Origin of the sequence: Hoylesella timonensis 4401737 = DSM 22865 = JCM 15640, assembly GCF_000455445.1 — a bacterium.
Taxonomy (GTDB): Bacteria; Bacteroidota; Bacteroidia; order Bacteroidales; family Bacteroidaceae; genus Prevotella; species Prevotella timonensis.
On the sequence record NZ_HG417097.1, the window covers coordinates 1 to 15964 of the forward strand.

The 15964-nt window shown below is 42.8% G+C and carries 16 protein-coding genes and 1 pseudogene; 4 read left to right on the forward strand and 13 right to left on the reverse strand.

The genetic code is table 11. The features are described from left to right. From BN35_RS08440 to BN35_RS08455, 4 genes are all read right to left on the reverse strand, one after another. Positions 1 to 211, reverse strand: a 211-nt coding sequence (locus tag BN35_RS08440; protein ID WP_044071388.1) for a DUF4134 family protein, incomplete at its 3' end; no start/stop codon positions are given. 155 nt (positions 212 to 366) lie between these two features. After that, positions 367 to 1140: a hypothetical protein gene (locus tag BN35_RS08445; protein WP_025073151.1), complete on the reverse strand. Its 774-nt coding sequence runs from the start codon at positions 1138 to 1140 to the stop codon at positions 367 to 369. Continuing rightward, a complete protein-coding gene (locus tag BN35_RS08450) occupies positions 1137 to 1661 on the reverse strand; it encodes a DUF3408 domain-containing protein (protein ID WP_028901333.1) in 525 nt (174 codons plus the stop codon). The genes BN35_RS08445 and BN35_RS08450 overlap by 4 nt, the downstream gene beginning before the upstream one ends. Next, positions 1648 to 2451 (reverse strand): division plane positioning ATPase MipZ, encoded by an 804-nt coding sequence (locus tag BN35_RS08455; RefSeq protein ID WP_025073149.1) that lies wholly within the window; start codon positions 2449 to 2451, stop codon positions 1648 to 1650. Before BN35_RS08455 ends, BN35_RS08450 begins: the two co-directional genes overlap by 14 nt. A 590-nt stretch (positions 2452 to 3041) precedes the next feature. Here BN35_RS08455 and BN35_RS08460 point away from each other — a divergent pair. From BN35_RS08460 to mobC, 3 genes are all read left to right on the forward strand, one after another. Continuing rightward, positions 3042 to 3455 (forward strand): plasmid mobilization protein, encoded by a 414-nt coding sequence (locus BN35_RS08460; RefSeq protein WP_025073148.1) that lies wholly within the window; start codon positions 3042 to 3044, stop codon positions 3453 to 3455. 6 nt (positions 3456 to 3461) lie between these two features. Continuing rightward, positions 3462 to 4742 (forward strand): conjugal transfer protein MobB, encoded by a 1281-nt coding sequence (gene mobB / locus BN35_RS08465; RefSeq protein ID WP_007173294.1) that lies wholly within the window; start codon positions 3462 to 3464, stop codon positions 4740 to 4742. A 65-nt stretch (positions 4743 to 4807) separates the two neighbouring features. After that, a complete protein-coding gene (mobC, locus tag BN35_RS08470) occupies positions 4808 to 6811 on the forward strand; it encodes a conjugal transfer protein MobC (protein WP_004356173.1) in 2004 nt (667 codons plus the stop codon). 583 nt (positions 6812 to 7394) lie between these two features. Here mobC and BN35_RS08480 read toward each other — a convergent pair. The 7 genes and pseudogenes from BN35_RS08480 to BN35_RS14280 form a co-directional block, all read right to left on the reverse strand. Beyond that, positions 7395 to 8123, reverse strand: coding sequence for a hypothetical protein (locus BN35_RS08480; protein ID WP_004356164.1), 729 nt, complete (start codon positions 8121 to 8123; stop codon positions 7395 to 7397). A 71-nt stretch (positions 8124 to 8194) separates the two neighbouring features. Then, complete coding sequence (locus tag BN35_RS08485; RefSeq protein WP_025073170.1) at positions 8195 to 9571, reverse strand: DUF5458 family protein; 1377 nt, start codon at positions 9569 to 9571, stop codon at positions 8195 to 8197. A gap of 2 nt (positions 9572 to 9573) precedes the next feature. Then, entirely contained in the window at positions 9574 to 10041 is a 468-nt protein-coding gene (locus BN35_RS08490) for a hypothetical protein (RefSeq protein WP_004356174.1), read from the reverse strand. Positions 10042 to 10173: 132 nt separating this feature from the next. After that, positions 10174 to 10443, reverse strand: a pseudogene (locus BN35_RS13180) (transposase); the annotation flags it as partial. A 276-nt stretch (positions 10444 to 10719) separates the two neighbouring features. Further along, entirely contained in the window at positions 10720 to 10896 is a 177-nt protein-coding gene (locus tag BN35_RS14150; protein WP_234396814.1) for a hypothetical protein, read from the reverse strand. A 100-nt stretch (positions 10897 to 10996) separates the two neighbouring features. Next, positions 10997 to 12064 carry an ankyrin repeat domain-containing protein gene (locus BN35_RS08500; protein ID WP_025073173.1) on the reverse strand — a complete coding sequence of 356 codons (1068 nt, stop codon included), beginning with the start codon at positions 12062 to 12064 and terminating at the stop codon, positions 10997 to 10999. An 11-nt stretch (positions 12065 to 12075) separates the two neighbouring features. Continuing rightward, positions 12076 to 13527 carry an RHS repeat-associated core domain-containing protein gene (locus BN35_RS14280; RefSeq protein WP_052328483.1) on the reverse strand — a complete coding sequence of 484 codons (1452 nt, stop codon included), beginning with the start codon at positions 13525 to 13527 and terminating at the stop codon, positions 12076 to 12078. Positions 13528 to 13617: 90 nt separating this feature from the next. Between BN35_RS14280 and BN35_RS13610 the strand changes: the two genes are divergently transcribed. Next, on the forward strand, positions 13618 to 13821 hold the full coding sequence (locus tag BN35_RS13610; RefSeq protein ID WP_145992946.1) for a hypothetical protein: 204 nt from the start codon (positions 13618 to 13620) through the stop codon (positions 13819 to 13821). Positions 13822 to 13842: 21 nt separating this feature from the next. Here BN35_RS13610 and BN35_RS08510 read toward each other — a convergent pair whose 3' ends face one another. Together BN35_RS08510 and BN35_RS14285 are read right to left on the reverse strand one after the other, a co-directional pair. Beyond that, positions 13843 to 14259, reverse strand: a complete 417-nt coding sequence (locus BN35_RS08510) for a hypothetical protein (RefSeq protein ID WP_025073272.1) — start codon at positions 14257 to 14259, stop codon at positions 13843 to 13845. Between the two features lie 8 nt (positions 14260 to 14267). Then, a partial coding sequence (locus BN35_RS14285; protein ID WP_272867475.1) for an HNH/endonuclease VII fold putative polymorphic toxin occupies positions 14268 to 15964 on the reverse strand: 1697 nt, incomplete at its 5' end.

A 15964-nucleotide genomic window follows, 5' to 3' on the forward strand; every position in this document is an offset into this window, starting at 1 on the left:
CACCACTAGAGAACTTGTTATAGACTTTTATTCCTCCGATCAAGCCCACCACGGCGCCGATGGCATAAATGAGTTTTGTGCCAGGGTCAAAGTAGGAGGTTACCATTTTCGTGGCTTCGTTGATACCAGCCATGCCGTTGCCCTGTGCATAAGCTCCTGCGGTGGCGGCAGCCATCAGGAGCAGCATTGTGATTTTCTTTTTGTTGTTCATTGCTGTTTTTATTTTAAGTTGTTAAACATATGTGCTTTCTTTTAGGTAAAAGTGGCAAGGGGTAGCTCGGTTTTATCGTATGACAGATATTGGCAGATTGTTTTACTTTTGAGCCACCCCCGCATCACTTTACAATATGAATAAAAACATTAGTCTTACAGATAGTATGACAGTGGACGCTCGCCCATATCGTCAGTTTCCGTCATCATATTGTCAGAAGAGTTCTTTCTGGAGGCATCGAAAGTGGACAATTCATATGTCTGCTCTTCTCCTTCCTCTGCTCTTCGGATTTTATCCAGCAGGATGGACTGCTCACCTTGCATTTTGGCGACATACTCCTTGTATTTCTCCATAAAGTCAGTGCCTTTAAGTTGACCGACAATTTCCTTGACTTCGGCATCGTCTACCTCATCACTGTTCTTACGCCACTTTCTCATGCGACCTAAGTCACGTGCGAGGATAGATTGACTGGATACCTCGCCATCTTCAGATGCGGACTCAATGGGCAGACTCAGCTCCTCGCGAGCAACCTCGTTTTCGTCCTCTCTTTCCATCTCATAGCTAACCTCCATCTCGTTATCCTCTTCCTTCATATCATCTTTATTTTCGGAGTTCTGAGGTGCAAAATTATTACTATTCTGCTTTGAATTTTCTAATGATGAAGCAGAGGGAACTTGTGGGATAATAGGGGAAGTGGAACGGCTTTTGCCAATCAGTACAAACTCGGCTTGATCTTCTGTTCCTTCTCCTTTTTGTCCGTCTTTTTTCTTCGTCGCTTCATTCTCCTTAGTCTGCTCATTGCCCTTTTTATTTTTCTTGATAAGGATGCCATACGGAGATACATACCGCATATAGAAGTACAGGATACCCAGCATTATCCAAATGATGATGAGTATCAGTATAAAACTGAAAAGTATTGTTTCCATCATAGTGTTATAGTTGTCTTGCGTCTTTGTTTTGCTGCCGCACTGTTGAGCAATTCCAAATGTTCACGCAGGTGTTCCCTAAGAATGTTATCTATATATGCGGCTATGGAAACACGCTCCCCCAAGTCCTGCAACACGTTGCGCAGGTTCTGCAGCGTTTCCAGATTAATGGAGAAGGCTGTCCGCATTTGGGAGCGGACAGGATGAAAGTACAGGGAACGGTAGTCCTCTATGGAAAGGGAGGACACACCAGGTTTTTCCATTCTCGGCTTCCTTTCCCGTTTCTGTTCCGTGTTCCCCGTTTTCTCTCTTTCTATTTCATCTACTGGTTTTTCTTTTGCTATTTTCGCTTTCGTCTCTTCTAAATTATTGTCTTCCTCCCCTGATGTTGCAGGGGAGGACTCAGTATCCTCGGAAGGGTCGAAGGAGTTTGGTATCGTGACAGGTTTTACCACGACATTGTCCTCTGCCATTTTCTTCAGCTTGTTTTCCAGCTGTTGCTTTCTTTCCTCAATCGTTGCCATTTTCTGTTTTCGTTTTTAGTTTGAAACGTTGAATTATCTCATTGACGAGTTCGTCCAGCCCTGTACCCGTTCGTAATCCCCTTGCAGGAGGCTGATAGGTAGAGCGGAACACTCCGCGCAGTCCGTATGTGGAAAGTTCGTGAGAGAAGCGGTGCGTGGCATATACATAGCCGGGCAGGAGCGTGAGTTCGTATTCGTCGATGAGCTTTGTATATTCATCGATGATGATGTTCCTTACTCTTCTGTCCACCTTGTTCCAGAACAGGATAATGTCCTTTATCCGGGAGTCGGACATCGAAACTCCAATCTCCGTGATAGTCTTGGCGTATGCCAGACATGAAACCAGCGACTGAATATCGGCTTCAATCGGAGAAAGGATATAGTCCATCTGAAGGGACAGTTCCATCAGTTCGGTTGTTCCAGCATGTCCCGGGAAATCAAATATAACCAACTGGTACTTCTCGTTGCTGATACCGTCGATTTTACTTCGTGCAGTCCTGACGGCTTCATTGGGTGCAGACTTGTAAATTCTGTATGCTTTTTTGCCGAGGTGATGAAAGTACTCCTGCATGGATTTGGAAAGCTCTTCGCTCTCCTGAACGATACTTTTCTCACGTTCCCTCAGTTTGTAGAAAGAGTCTTGCGACAGGTCGCAGTCCATCACGAAGAGGTTGATGCCTTGTTCGTAGTACAATATGCTGCTTACGATTTCGGCAAGAGTACTTTTTCCCACTCCTCCCTTTTGGGAAGAGAAGCCCAGAAAAAGGGGGCGTTGTTCTTTGTTCTCCATAATGATAATTTCTTAGTTCATATTATTTGTCTATTTGATGTTTGGATGTTCTTTTATTCTTAAGAGTTATCAGCAGACAGTTTGTTTTGACTACATTTGGTTCATACGATAGTCCTAAAGAACTATTTCGAGTTCTTACAATCTGTTGTACTGACAATAGTTTGTCATGACAATAAATTGTTATGAATATGTATTGTTCTTTCTTATCATCTTTGGTGCAAGCAGGCGGTAATATGATATGTCTTTTGCTTGTGACATCATACCATTGTTCGCTCGTTCTGACTGCAAAATAAATGATATTTCGGCTGATTTTATGATGCCTATGAAATGCAGGGAAATGAAAGGAAAAAGAGTGAATGTCGCTGATAATGAGATATTTGAAAATCCACTGTAACTTTGCAGGCAGATAGAAAACATGGAGGTAAACTATCCGAAGCGGACACCCTTACAGGTGGATGCTTCTATTGCATCAACTCTTGATATTGGCAAGGTGTGTCTTTGTGACACAAACCGACGTTTGTACCACAAAGACCCTTGCCTCGGTGCGAGGGGATAATCACTCCAAAGTCGTAATTAGAAACCAAATGGATATGGATAAAGAAAGAGAATACGGTTCAGAACGGAAAATGTCAAGCAAACCCCGTTGGGACAACTGGCATGTACGGTTGCCCAACCCCAAAGACCAGCAAAAAGTCATTGAACTTTTCCATAAATCCGGTGCAAAATCGAAGTCTGATTTTGTGCGTGGCTGTATTCTTGGGGAGAAGTTCAAGGTGATAACAGTAGATAAATCCGCTGTGGATTATTATCGTAAACTCTCGGAATTGATTGCCGAAAATCATCGGATAGGCGTACTCTACAACCAAACAGTACGCGCAATAAACTCTTATCACAGCGTGAAAACTGCACAGATTTTACTTGAAAAATTGGAAAAAATCTCTGGTCAAATCATCACGCTACAACAGAAAGCCATCCAACTGACGGAACAATTTGATAGTCGATAAAGGAATATGATTGCAAAGATTTCTTCTACCGAGAACCTTGGAGGAGCATTGGGGTATAACTTCAAAAAGATGCAGCACAACGAAGCGGTAGTCCTCTGCGTGAACGAACTTCGGAAAGGCTTCGATGGCACTTTTCAAATGGATAAGGTACTTGCCGATATGCAAAAGACGATACCAGAGCAATGCAGGACAAAGAAAACGGTTTTTCACTGCTCCCTCAATCCGCACCCAGACGAGAAACTATCTGATGAGCAACTCACGCAGATTGCAAAGGAATATATGGAGGCACTCGGCTATGGCAAGCAACCCTACATCGTCTTCAAGCATAATGACATTGCCCGTGAGCATATACACATCGTGTCGCTTCGGGTGGACAGCAAAGGAAGAAAGATGAACGATAAGTTTGAGAAGCGGCGGAGCAAGCAGATTACCGATGCCTTGGAAAGGAAGTATAATCTTATTCCAAGTTCAAAAATTAGTAATAAGGCAGAAACAGAAACGCCCAAGGTGGATATGGGTAAAGGAAACATCAAGGAGCAGGTGGCAAGCGTCCTCCGCAGGGTGCTGAAGCATTATCGCTTCTGTTCATTGGGTGAACTGAACGCCGTTCTCTCCGCATACAATCTTGCAGTGGAAGAAGTCAGGAAGGAGTTTCGGGGAAGGAAATACGACGGGCTTGTCTATGTCTCGACTAATGACAAGGGAAACAAGGCAGGCACACCCATCCATGCCTCAGACATCGGCCGTGGTGTAGGCCACACTGCCGTGCAGAACAGGATGCGGAAATCGAAGCAAGCCATCAAGCCGCTGATACCAACCGTTAGAAGAAAGATATTGGAAGTTATGCGTACCTCTCCAAAGACAGAGGAAGAACTTCGACAAAGATTGGAGGAACAGGGCTTGCGTGTGGCAATCCGAAAGAATGAAAGCGGACGTATCTATGGCATTACCTTCATAGACGACGAAGGAGGCGTTGCGCTCAACGGCTCACGATTGGGGAAGGGATATGCCGCCAATAAGTTTAACGAGTACTTCTCTAACCCTGCTCACAATCCATTCTTGGATGAATCGCTTTATGGTAATCCGTCCGTTAGCCATGAACAGATAAATAACATGCAGTTATTACAACAAGACACAGAGGAAGGCGACAACCTTGTTGATGAACTAATCGACGATATGGTGGGAGAAACTTTCTCTGCATCGGGCAATGATGATTGGAAAGAAGCGGCATGGCAGCGTAAACTCCGAAAGCAAAGTAAGGTAAATCTTAGACGAAGAAAACATTAAATAAACGAGCAATTCCAACTCCCCTCCTTTCGGAGGGGTTGGGGGGAGGCTACAAATACATTATTATGGCACAAGAAGATGATTTAAGGGCATTGGGTAAAGTTATGGACTTTATGCGGGGTATATCTGTGATATTCCTCCTTATTAACTGTTATTGGTTCTGTTACGAGGCATTTCAGCAGTGGCACTTCACACTTGGTATCATCAATAAGATACTGATGAACTTCCAGCGTACCACAGGATTGTTTTCGTCCATCCTCTGGACAAAACTCTTTTGCGTGGTATTCCTTGCCCTTTCCTGTTTGGGGACGAAAGGCGTGAAGGAGGAGAAAATCACATGGCCAAAGATTTGGACAGTGCTTTTCTCCGGCTTCGTCTTTTTCTTTCTCAACTGGTGGCTATTGTCATTGCCCATAGGAAAAATTGGGGCGGCTTCACTCTATATCTTCACGCTCTCCGTTGGCTATATCTGTCTGCTGATGGGTGGCGTATGGATGAGCCGACTACTCAAAAATAACTTGATGGACGATGTGTTCAACACAGAAAACGAGAGTTTCATGCAGGAAACACGGTTGATGGAAAATGAATACTCCGTCAATCTCCCCACACGTTTTTACTATAAGAAGAAATGGAATAAGGGCTGGATTAACGTGGTCAATCCTTTCCGTGCCTCAATGGTACTCGGAACACCGGGTTCGGGTAAGTCCTACGCTATCGTGAACAATTACATCAAGCAGCAAATAGAAAAAGGCTTTGCCATGTACATCTACGACTATAAGTTTCCCGACCTTTCCGAGATTGCTTATAATCACCTGCTTAATCACTTGGATGCCTACAAGGTAAAGCCGCAGTTCTATGTCATCAACTTCGATGCCCCGAGGAAATCGCATCGGTGCAATCCTATCAATCCAGCCTTTATGACGGACATATCGGATGCCTATGAGAGTGCCTACACCATCATGCTCAATCTGAATCGCTCGTGGATACAAAAGCAGGGAGACTTCTTTGTGGAGTCACCAATTATCCTATTGGCAGCCATCATTTGGTTTCTCAAAATCTATGAGGACGGAAAGTACTGCACTTTCCCTCATGCCATTGAGTTCCTGAACCGTCCCTACGCACAGATATTTCCTATACTCACTTCCTATGATGAACTTGCCAACTACCTTTCGCCTTTCATGGACGCTTGGGAGGGTGGAGCGCAGGACCAGTTGCAGGGACAGATAGCCAGTGCCAAGATACCGCTATCACGTATGATTTCTCCGGCTCTCTATTGGGTGATGACAGGTGATGATTTCTCGCTTGACATCAACAATCCCAACGAGCCGAAGGTGCTGGTTGTCGGTAATAATCCCGACCGTCAGAATATCTACTCGGCGGCACTCGGATTATATAATAGCCGTATCGTGAAACTTATCAACAAGAAGAAACAACTAAAAAGTTCGGTTATCATTGACGAGTTGCCGACTATCTACTTTCGTGGCTTGGACAATCTGATTGCCACTGCAAGAAGTAACAAGGTGGCTGTGTGTTTGGGCTTTCAGGACTTTAGCCAATTAACAAGGGATTATGGCGACAAGGAGAGCAAGGTAATACAAAACACCGTGGGAAATGTGTTCAGTGGGCAAGTGGTTGGCGAAACCGCCAAGACGCTTTCCGAGCGTTTCGGAAAAGTGCTTCAGCAACGGCAGTCTATGACCATCAACCGTAACGATAAGTCCACTTCCATTTCCACCCAGATGGATAGCCTTATCCCTGCATCGAAAATAAGCAACCTTACACAAGGTATGTTTGTGGGCGCTGTGTCCGACAACTTTGACGAACGTATCGACCAGAAAATTTTCCACGCGGAGATTGTCGTGGATAGTGCCAAGGTGTCGGCTGAAATGAAAGCATACCAGCCCATCCCAGTGATAGTGGAATTCAAAAATGAAGATGGCTCCGATAATCTTAAAGAGACCATTGAAGCCAATTATCGAAAGGTAAAGCAAGAAATCTTTTCCCTTGTAAATGTTGAAATTGAGCGGATTAAGAATGATCCAGAATTGTCTAAGTTGATTAAAGAGTAATAAATTCAACACTGACTACTTCGATACAGAATGTACTTCTTTCCTATTGAGGGATTCGGATTAATCCTATACTTTGCATACCACGGTGTTTTCCCGGTCTTTTGAACTATGAAGAAATATTGTCTTTACTGTTGATTTATAATAATAAAAAAAAATAATTCTATGACTATTATTATAACGCTTATAAGCATACTGTAGAAGAATTTCTTTTTATAAATCTTCACTTCCTTCAATGAGAGTTTATTGAAGTGTGTCTGTAGTTTTTCATATTTGTTTTCATTGTATATTCTCATATTGATAAGAATTAAAAATACAAATAATATGAACAATGGGCTACTCAATAGTTCAAAACTATCAGCAATACTTCTCTCTATTACTATATTTAGTAAAATTAATAGCATTATTACAAAGAACACTATATAAGAAAATTGAAGAACAGCTATTATAGCAAAAGTACGATCAGGAAAACCTCTTTTGGGTGTATTGTGCCAAAGCCAATAAAATATATTATCACAAAATGATATCTTGTCATTTTGTGGAATAAAGTAAGTTTTCATTTATGTAATTTTACTTGAGATAGTGATCATCTTAATTTCCCTTGCCGAAATTCTGGATAGTGAGGATTATATTTAAATGGAATACTGTAATCGTAATGTGGACGTACTACCCTTGTTGCGTCTGCAGGTGTAATGGTTCCATGAATTTCTTCATAACTTTTTGCTGGTATAAATGACCGTTTTGAGGAACTTATTATAAACCATAAAATCCCTAATACTATACCTGCAGGTGGACATATATCACCTATAATATAGATGCCTACACTTACACCAACATTAGTTGCTGCATCAGTAAAATTCTGTTCTCCTGCAAGCCAAAGGGTTGTATCAATAATAATACCTGCCCCAAGAATTTTTCTTCCTACTTTTGTAGCTATTTTTCCTCGAGTAGTAAAAACTCTATTAGGATTACGAACAAGTGTCCCCTGTGGATTTATCTGTATATACTTTCCTCCAACTATTACAGGTTTAGTAGATAATTGTTCAATAGAATTTGCTATTCCGTATAGAGAAAGAGCAGATGTACCTGTACTGATTAAACCTCTTAATGGTGCAAGTCCAGTGTTTGCATTTTTGACATCTTTTATAACCACTAACTCATAAAAAGGAGTAGAATATTGGTTAGTTGATGGCAGACCAGTAGTAAAAAAAGCGGAACGTTGTCTCCAAAAAACATATCCTAACCCTTGTACATAGCCAGTATATAACTGCCGCTTTCTACATAAATTTTCAAATTCTTGTAATGTAATTCCCATAATTTTATATAAAAAAGGTTACATACCTGATATACATATATCAGGTATGTAACCTTGATTATTTTACTTGATTATTCCTGCTTATACTCACTTTCCCAAACAGTATCTTCCGGATTGTCTCCTTTGTGTCCTGCGAGTTGTATCACAAAACTCTTTGCTGGGAAATATGGGGTGATATGGATGTCCAAGAGAACCTTGTCTTTCTGATTCTTATCTTGCTCTATCTTAAGTACCTTAAACTTTTCGATAAGTTTGCTTGGTCCCTGAACTCCGTCCAAGAACTTGACAATTTGAGAACGCAAATCAGCCTCTGTGCGTGTTGTCCAATTCTCAAACGCTCTACGGTTCAAAAAGTCAAAAAGCACTTTGGTGATATAGTCAAAGACACGAACAACGGAATAGGTCTGCAAACCGATGTTGTCTCCATTGAAAAGTGTCTTTGCAGAGAATGCCATTACACGGCTATACTCATTCACCATAGGAACGAGTCCCATACGTTCCAGTTCTGAAATTTCGCTTTTCTTTAAATCAAAACGGACACTTTCTACTTCGTTCAGTCCACCAAATTTCTTTCCGGCAACAACTTGAGACATCAATGTCATGTAGATTTTTCCTGCCAAAGCACCAGAAGGGGCAACATATAAGTTCTCTTCTTCGCCAACAGCATCTACTTTCGGACGACCAAGCAACCAGTTGCAGGTCATGATAGTATTTGCCTTAAAGACTTCACCACCTGTGTGATCAGCATTGAAAAAGACATCTACAACATCATCTGGACTTTCCAAGTCTTGGAAATCCGTAATCAGAACTGCCTTGGTTTCATGTGCCATTTTAGACCATTTGTCTAAGACGGCATTAGAGCCAAGATAGCCTGGGACAACTAGAAGTGAATAGTTACGACGCAAATCAAGTCGGTCGTAATTCTGCTTTAACTCATTGCCGATATAATCAATGAAAAGAGTATTGTCTAGGTCTCGGAGCTGTTCAAGGTCTGCATTGACAATCGTAATATTCTTTACCTTGTCTGCTTCTGTGTTTTTGTAGAATAAAGCGATGGAACGATAAGCAGCTTCCAACTCGCGTGTACGTGAGAGAGCCGCCAAAAGATTGGCATTGAGGTTCTCTTCTACTTGCAAAGCCCGTTGCTTTGCCTCGTCTCTCATTTTCTCGACAGACTCTCCAGATTTGAGGAGTTCTATCCATACTTTCAAACGGCTGGAAAGTAATTTTCGTTCCCCTGCCCACTGTTCGTCAGTCAGAAAGATATTCCTCCTCGCCTTGCGATTGGGGTTAAGGTTTGACATTCCGTCAATTGTATTCTCAATGAAAGCAAAACCTCCAAACTCTTTGAGTTTGTCTAGCGCAGATGAAGATGGCGATGTTGCTTGAGAGGACTGTGCAACTGAACTTACCTGCTGACTGCTTTTAGTCTTCTTCTCTGTATCCATAGTTATTCTTCTTTTGATGGATTAGACTTTGATATTTCTTCTATGGCTTTTTCCAATAACTCAATCATTGCCGAACGTGTTTCAGCATTCTCCACTGCTTTCAGCAAAGCACGATTGGAGGATAACTGACGAGCAATCTTTACATACTGCTCTTTTTCCACATCCAATTGAGAAAGGAAAGGGCTGTTCTCTTTAAGGTTCTTGGCACCAAAATCTCCAAGATTATGAAAACTCATGGTTTCCACGACAGGCGTTCCTTCCTGATCTTGGTGTTCTAATTGAACTGTCGGATTAAAACGCTCGAAGACATCCTCGACTGTCTCTAAACCATAGACAGCTTCTGGATTTACCGGAGCTTCATCCGTAAGTTTCTGAACAAACAATGTTCGATTCGAAGGAATCTCAGCAATTGACTCATTGGCATCTACTTTTACTTCATTGCCACCTACACCGTATTGATATAGTCCCATAATTTGTATGATTTAATATTTTCTATATATTCGATTATTCAAGTCATTAGGGTGCTGACAAATATAATCATTTTTATTGTGAATACCAAGGAAAATCTGATTTTTTTGTCATTTCACTGCGAAAATGTTGATAATCCCCGTGACAATGTGAACTCCCCTATCGAAAAGTGAAGCAAAAAGAGATTGTGAGCTGTATCCCTTGTCCGCATAGAACTTTCCGAACAAATCCTTAGTCAAGTTATTGAATACTTTTGGGTTACGGTCATCCACATTGGCCTTTGTGAGTGCAAAGTTGAGTAATTCTCCTCGTTCATTACACAGCAGATGCAACTTAAAGCCATAGTACCATCCCATCGTACTTTTTCCCTTATGAGCATACCCCTTGAAGACACGATTGGAATACCCGGGGCTTTTGTCAAGCAGCGTGCTGAAGCCGATGCTTGACAAAAGCCCCGTCAGCATACCGCCCCAGTCGGGGGCATAGGGACCGCCCACCATGACAGGCGCACCTGTCGGAATGGGAATGGAGAAGGATGTCGGGGCGAAGAGGGTTGGAGTGAACTTGAACTTTTTCTTGCCTACCTTGCTCAATGCTCCCGAAAAAGGAATGCCTACGTCGTTGCAGGTCATTACCATGTATCCCTTGGGACTTAAACGCGTCCCCTCTGCAAAAACCGTCTAGGAGGAGAAGAAGTTCATGCTCTCGTGCCCGATCATCGAAGCCATGGCGAAAGAACCGGCAAGCGGGATGTGCATCAGGGGGATAATCATGCCGCCCGTGTCCGAGACGACGCACTTCAGCCCGTTCACGCTCACGTTCGTGCCGAGGAACGGTATGTAGTCGGTGGGGTCCATCACCATACCTATGTAAGGGTGGGGGGAGCTGTCGTCACATCGACGTCAACTCCGACTACCATAATGATATGACTGTCCGCGAGTAACATGATTCATCCAATTATAATATTGGAAGAGATGTCCATTCCAATGTTTTCCATTTTTTTTTCTTCAATTTTTCTAAGAGTACAGGTGTAAGTTCGTAATGAGGTTTTTTTTTCTTTTTTTGAGGAATTAGAGTAAACAATGTAACTGAATTGTCTTTTTTATCACATTCTAATGTTGTGTAATTATATTCAACAACATGAAAACCCGAATACTCCAATTGTGTATTATCACATATTTTATCAAGAGGAATAAATTCTCCATCGAAAAAAATACGACCATTTTGTAACCATAGAGACAACCATTCCATAATCAAATAAGGTAAATTTGAAGGTGCAATTCTTGAATATGGATTCCATCCTAATGGTAAAATCATTATAAATTCTGTTGATGGATTGCTATACCTATAATTACCTATGGTATATAAGAGTACGTTGCTGTTACTATTTGTTATTGCAATTCTATTAAATGTCCCATTTGACAAAATATTGAAGCGATTTGGTATTACTCTTCCAATATAGTAATCTATGTGGGCGGATATTCCTCCCCCATTTTCTGAAGTCCAATCATAATCCCTATTTACATTTGATAATGCTCCATTTTCAATTAGATAGTTAAATAGATGTTCATGTTTCCATATTATAGCTAAATCCAACGGACTCAGATATAATCCGATATTTAATCTATTTATATCTGCTCCACACTCAACAAGATACGCCATCATATCATAATGCCCTTTTGTGCAAGCTGTTCCAATTGCAGAAAGTTTTACTAAATCGTATCCATTTATATCTGTATTATTGTCTAATAATAATTTTACAATATCAATATTATTAGAAGATGCGGCACCTTCTAAAGGATAGAATATATGATCTTTTGTATAATTGACATCAGCGCCATAATCAATAAGAATTTTACAAATATCATATAAGCCCAATTTTGCAGCTCGATATAGCGGTGGATTTAAATTATACAATTCTCCATCATTTAAATTCAATGTGCTATTTTCTCGCAAAATTTTTTCCAAAGCAATACTATTACCTTGTGTTATGTATTTCTCAATTTTTTGATACAATTCATTCATGTTTTTTTATTTTATTTAAAACCAGTTCCAGAGAAGATCTCTCCAAGTGAACCTAATGTCTCTTTTATGGCTTCAGGGTTTCCTCTTACTTTGGATAATTCATCATATACTGTTTTAGCTGCTTTTTTAGAATGATTGCCTAACCCATTGGAAGCCCAAACAAAATTTTCAATAGAAGAATTTAAATCTATTCCGACTTCTGCTATTATATCTTGAGAGTCAGTTATCCATTTCCTTGCGTCAGCAGACCAATTAGAGGGAGCATGTTCTCTTACAATATGATGTCTATGCGGATTATACATATTTTTAGGAGCAGGTCCCATTTTTTTCATATCACTCGCACTTAAAGCGCATTTTTCTAATCCGAACAGGTCCAAGTAGCTATTGACATCTTCAACATATCCATAGAGTGTAGGATTGTTTCCAGCAAGCCCGATAGGGTCGGAAGAGATATACATACCCATTTGCGGGGAGTAATAGCGGAACCTATTATAATAAAGCCCTGTTTCTTGGTCTTCGTATTGTCCTTGGAAACGGAAAGGTATGAAGTCTCGTTTTCCTCTGAGTTCCAGTACATCCCCATAGATGTCAAGTATGCAGTCCCAGACCACATTTCCCTTGCTGTCAAGAGCCTGTATAGGCGTACCCAAGTAGTCTTGCACGATGGTATAACTATCATCCTCGGTGAGCTTTGCCACCGGGGTATAACTTCCACCGTCATACGCCCATGTAATGAGGTTACTGTACGGTTCTGACCTGTCATAGCGGATGCGACCGAGTTCATCTTTCTCCATTCTCGGCTTTTCCCGCCTGTCATAGCTCCACTCGTGCAGCAGCACGTTGCCGTCCCAGGCATAGCGATAGCATGTGTCGTGCGTCTCTTTAAGGGTACGCCTGCCCAAGGCATCGTACTCAAACCTTATGGTGGCACCATCGGGCGTGCGTACGCTCTTGAGCATGCCGTTGCCATACCACTCGTAAGCGGTATCTCCCTGTTGCCAGCCATAATGTGCCTGCAGTTCCTTGTCATTGGGTGTGGTTCGCGTGAAGAGCTTGTCAAGCCAATCCTTGGGTTGCGGCATCACGGGAGGCTCCAAGACATTGCGAGTGCTCTTGAGGATAAGATTGCCTTCCCCGTCGTAGCGATAGTAGTTCTTCTCATCCTTGAGCAGCCTGCCGCTCCTGTCATAGACACGTCCCCTGGCATCCCTGTCCCGATAGACGTTGCCGATGATGTCGGGAGTCTTGAAGAGACACTCGCTCATGTCAAGCGATGCACCGACGAGGGTGCCGAAGCTGTCATAGTCGTACATCACGGGAGACTTCCTCAGGTGGGACTGCATGGAAAGCAGCCTGTCGTTCCTTCTCCATGCATAGAAGCGGTGTCCGCGCGATTCCGTCCCCGCATAGGTACACCTTGCCTCCAGACGTCCCGCAAAGTCGTATTCCGAGGTAATGCGCACGCCACCCGTGGCAAAGCGCTCTATCTCGCGTCCCCTCTCATCGTAGCGGATACGGCTTTCCCAAGCGTCTGATTCCTCTGACTGCCGGGCATGGAGGGTCTCCGTCTCCCCAAGTCGGGTGTAGGAGGTATTCTGCTCCGCTCCGAGAGAACTCCGCAGTCCTGTGTGTCCGCCCCATTGGTCATATTCATGCTCAATGGCAACCCTGTGTGCCTTGCCTCCGTTCGGGAGTATCTGCTCTTCTTTAATGACACGACCCTTTTTATCGTGACTGAAAACAACCTCACCTTGTAGGTTGGCTTCTCGACACAGTTGTTATTGTGCATAATAATCTTTACCCTCTTTCATATAAGTCTTACACCCTTGGAAAACTAATCCATAAACTTCTAGTTCCAATAACCAATTTGAATTATTGTCGTAAAATCTTATTATTTTTAGACCATCTTCTTGGTTCTTTATTTCTACCTGGCATATATTTCTATTGTTATGCGACCAATTTTGACATTTCATCCCTTTAATAAAGCTATTTCTTAATTCAATTTCAACTGTATCATAATCTTTTAGCCATAGCCCCCATTTTTCAATTTCTACAGAAGGCTTTATACTTGTTCTGATAGTTAAAATATAATTAGACAAGTCAGTTGAAAAAGAGACTAGTGAAATATCCATTATGCCATTAGGATATATCTGTTTTAGAAAATGATTCCTAGTTATTATTTCTATTATATTCATATTTCTTGCTAAAAATTATAGTGTCCGTGAGTGCCATCAACATGTCCTGTACCTAAATTGGAGTCTCTTATATTAAAATGTGGTTTAGATGCAGGATCGCCTGGATTGGATTTAATATGTCCTAAACTATGTTCTTGAAAAGTAATGGTTTCACTATTATTATCAGCAAATTCATAATTCCTAGTTTGAATGGGATTATTGTTTTTACCCATTACAGGCTTTCCATGACCATCCATAAGGTCAGTATAATATACTTTCTTCGGTTGTTGACCCATCGGTATTCCAGCATCTCGTTTAGCCTGTCTAAAGGCATCTCTTCTACTATTTCCAGAATAAGCTGTTTTTTTATTTTTAGTACAATCTAATCCAAAAACATCTATCTGATTATTCGTATCCTCTACATAGCCATAGAGAGTGGGATTGCCCCCCGCTAATCTTATTGGGTCTTGACTGATGTAATTACCTGTTTCAGGCGAATAATACCTGAACCTATTATAATACAGCCCTGTTTCTTGGTCTTCGTATTGTCCTTGGAAACGGAAAGGTATGAAGTCTCGTTTTCCTCTCAGTTCCAGTACATCTCCATAGATGTCGAGGATGCAGTCCCAAACCACCTCACCCTTGCTGTCGAGAGCCTGAATAGGTGTACCCAGATAATCCTGCACGATACTATAGCTGTCCTCCTCAGTTAGCTTTGCCACAGGGGTGTAACTACCACCGTCATACACCCATGTAATGAGATTGGTGTACGGCTCCTGTCTGTCATAACGGATACGCCCTAATTCATCCTGCTGTGTCCTCGGCTTTTCCCGCCTGTCATAGCTCCACTCATGCAGCAGCATATTGCCGTCCCAAGCATAGCGATGGCATGTGTCGTGCGTCTCTTTGAGGGTACGCCTGCCCAAGGCATCGTACTCAAACCTTATGGTGGCACCATCGGGCGTGCGTACGCTCTTGAGCATGCCATTGCCGTACCACTCGTAAGCGGTATCTCCCTGTTGCCAGCCATAATGAGCCTGCAGTTCCTTGTCGTTGGGCGTTGTTCTCGTGAAGAGCTTGTCAAGCCAATCCTTGGGTTGCGGCATCACGGGAGGCTCCAAGACATTACGAGTGCTCTTGAGGATAAGATTGCCTTCCCCGTCGTAGCGATAGTAGTTCTTCTCATCCTTGAGCAGCTTGCCGCTCCTGTCATAGACACGTCCCCTGGCATCCCTGTCCCGATAGACGTTGCCGATGATGTCGGGAGTCTTGAAGAGACACTCGCTCATGTCAAGCGATGCACCGACGAGGGTGCCGAAGCTGTCATAGTCGTACATCACGGGAGACTTCCTCAGGTGGGACCGCATGGAAAGCAGCCTGTCGTTCCTTCTCCATGCATAGAAGCGGTGTCCGCGCGATTCCGTCCCCGCATAGGTACACCTTGCCTCCAGACGCCCCGCAAAGTCGTATTCCGAGGTAATGCGCACGCCACCCGTGGCAAAGCGCTCTATCTCGCGTCCCCTATCATCGTAGCGGATACGGCTTTCCCAAGCGTCTGATTCCTCTGACTGCCGGGCATGGAGGGTCTCCGTCTCCCCAAGTGAGGTGTAGGAGGTATTCTGCTCCGCTCCGAGAGAACTCCGCAGTCCTGTGTGTCCGCCCCATTGGTCATATTCATGCTCAATGGCGATCCCTGTCTGCCTTGCCTCCGTCCGGGAGTATCTGC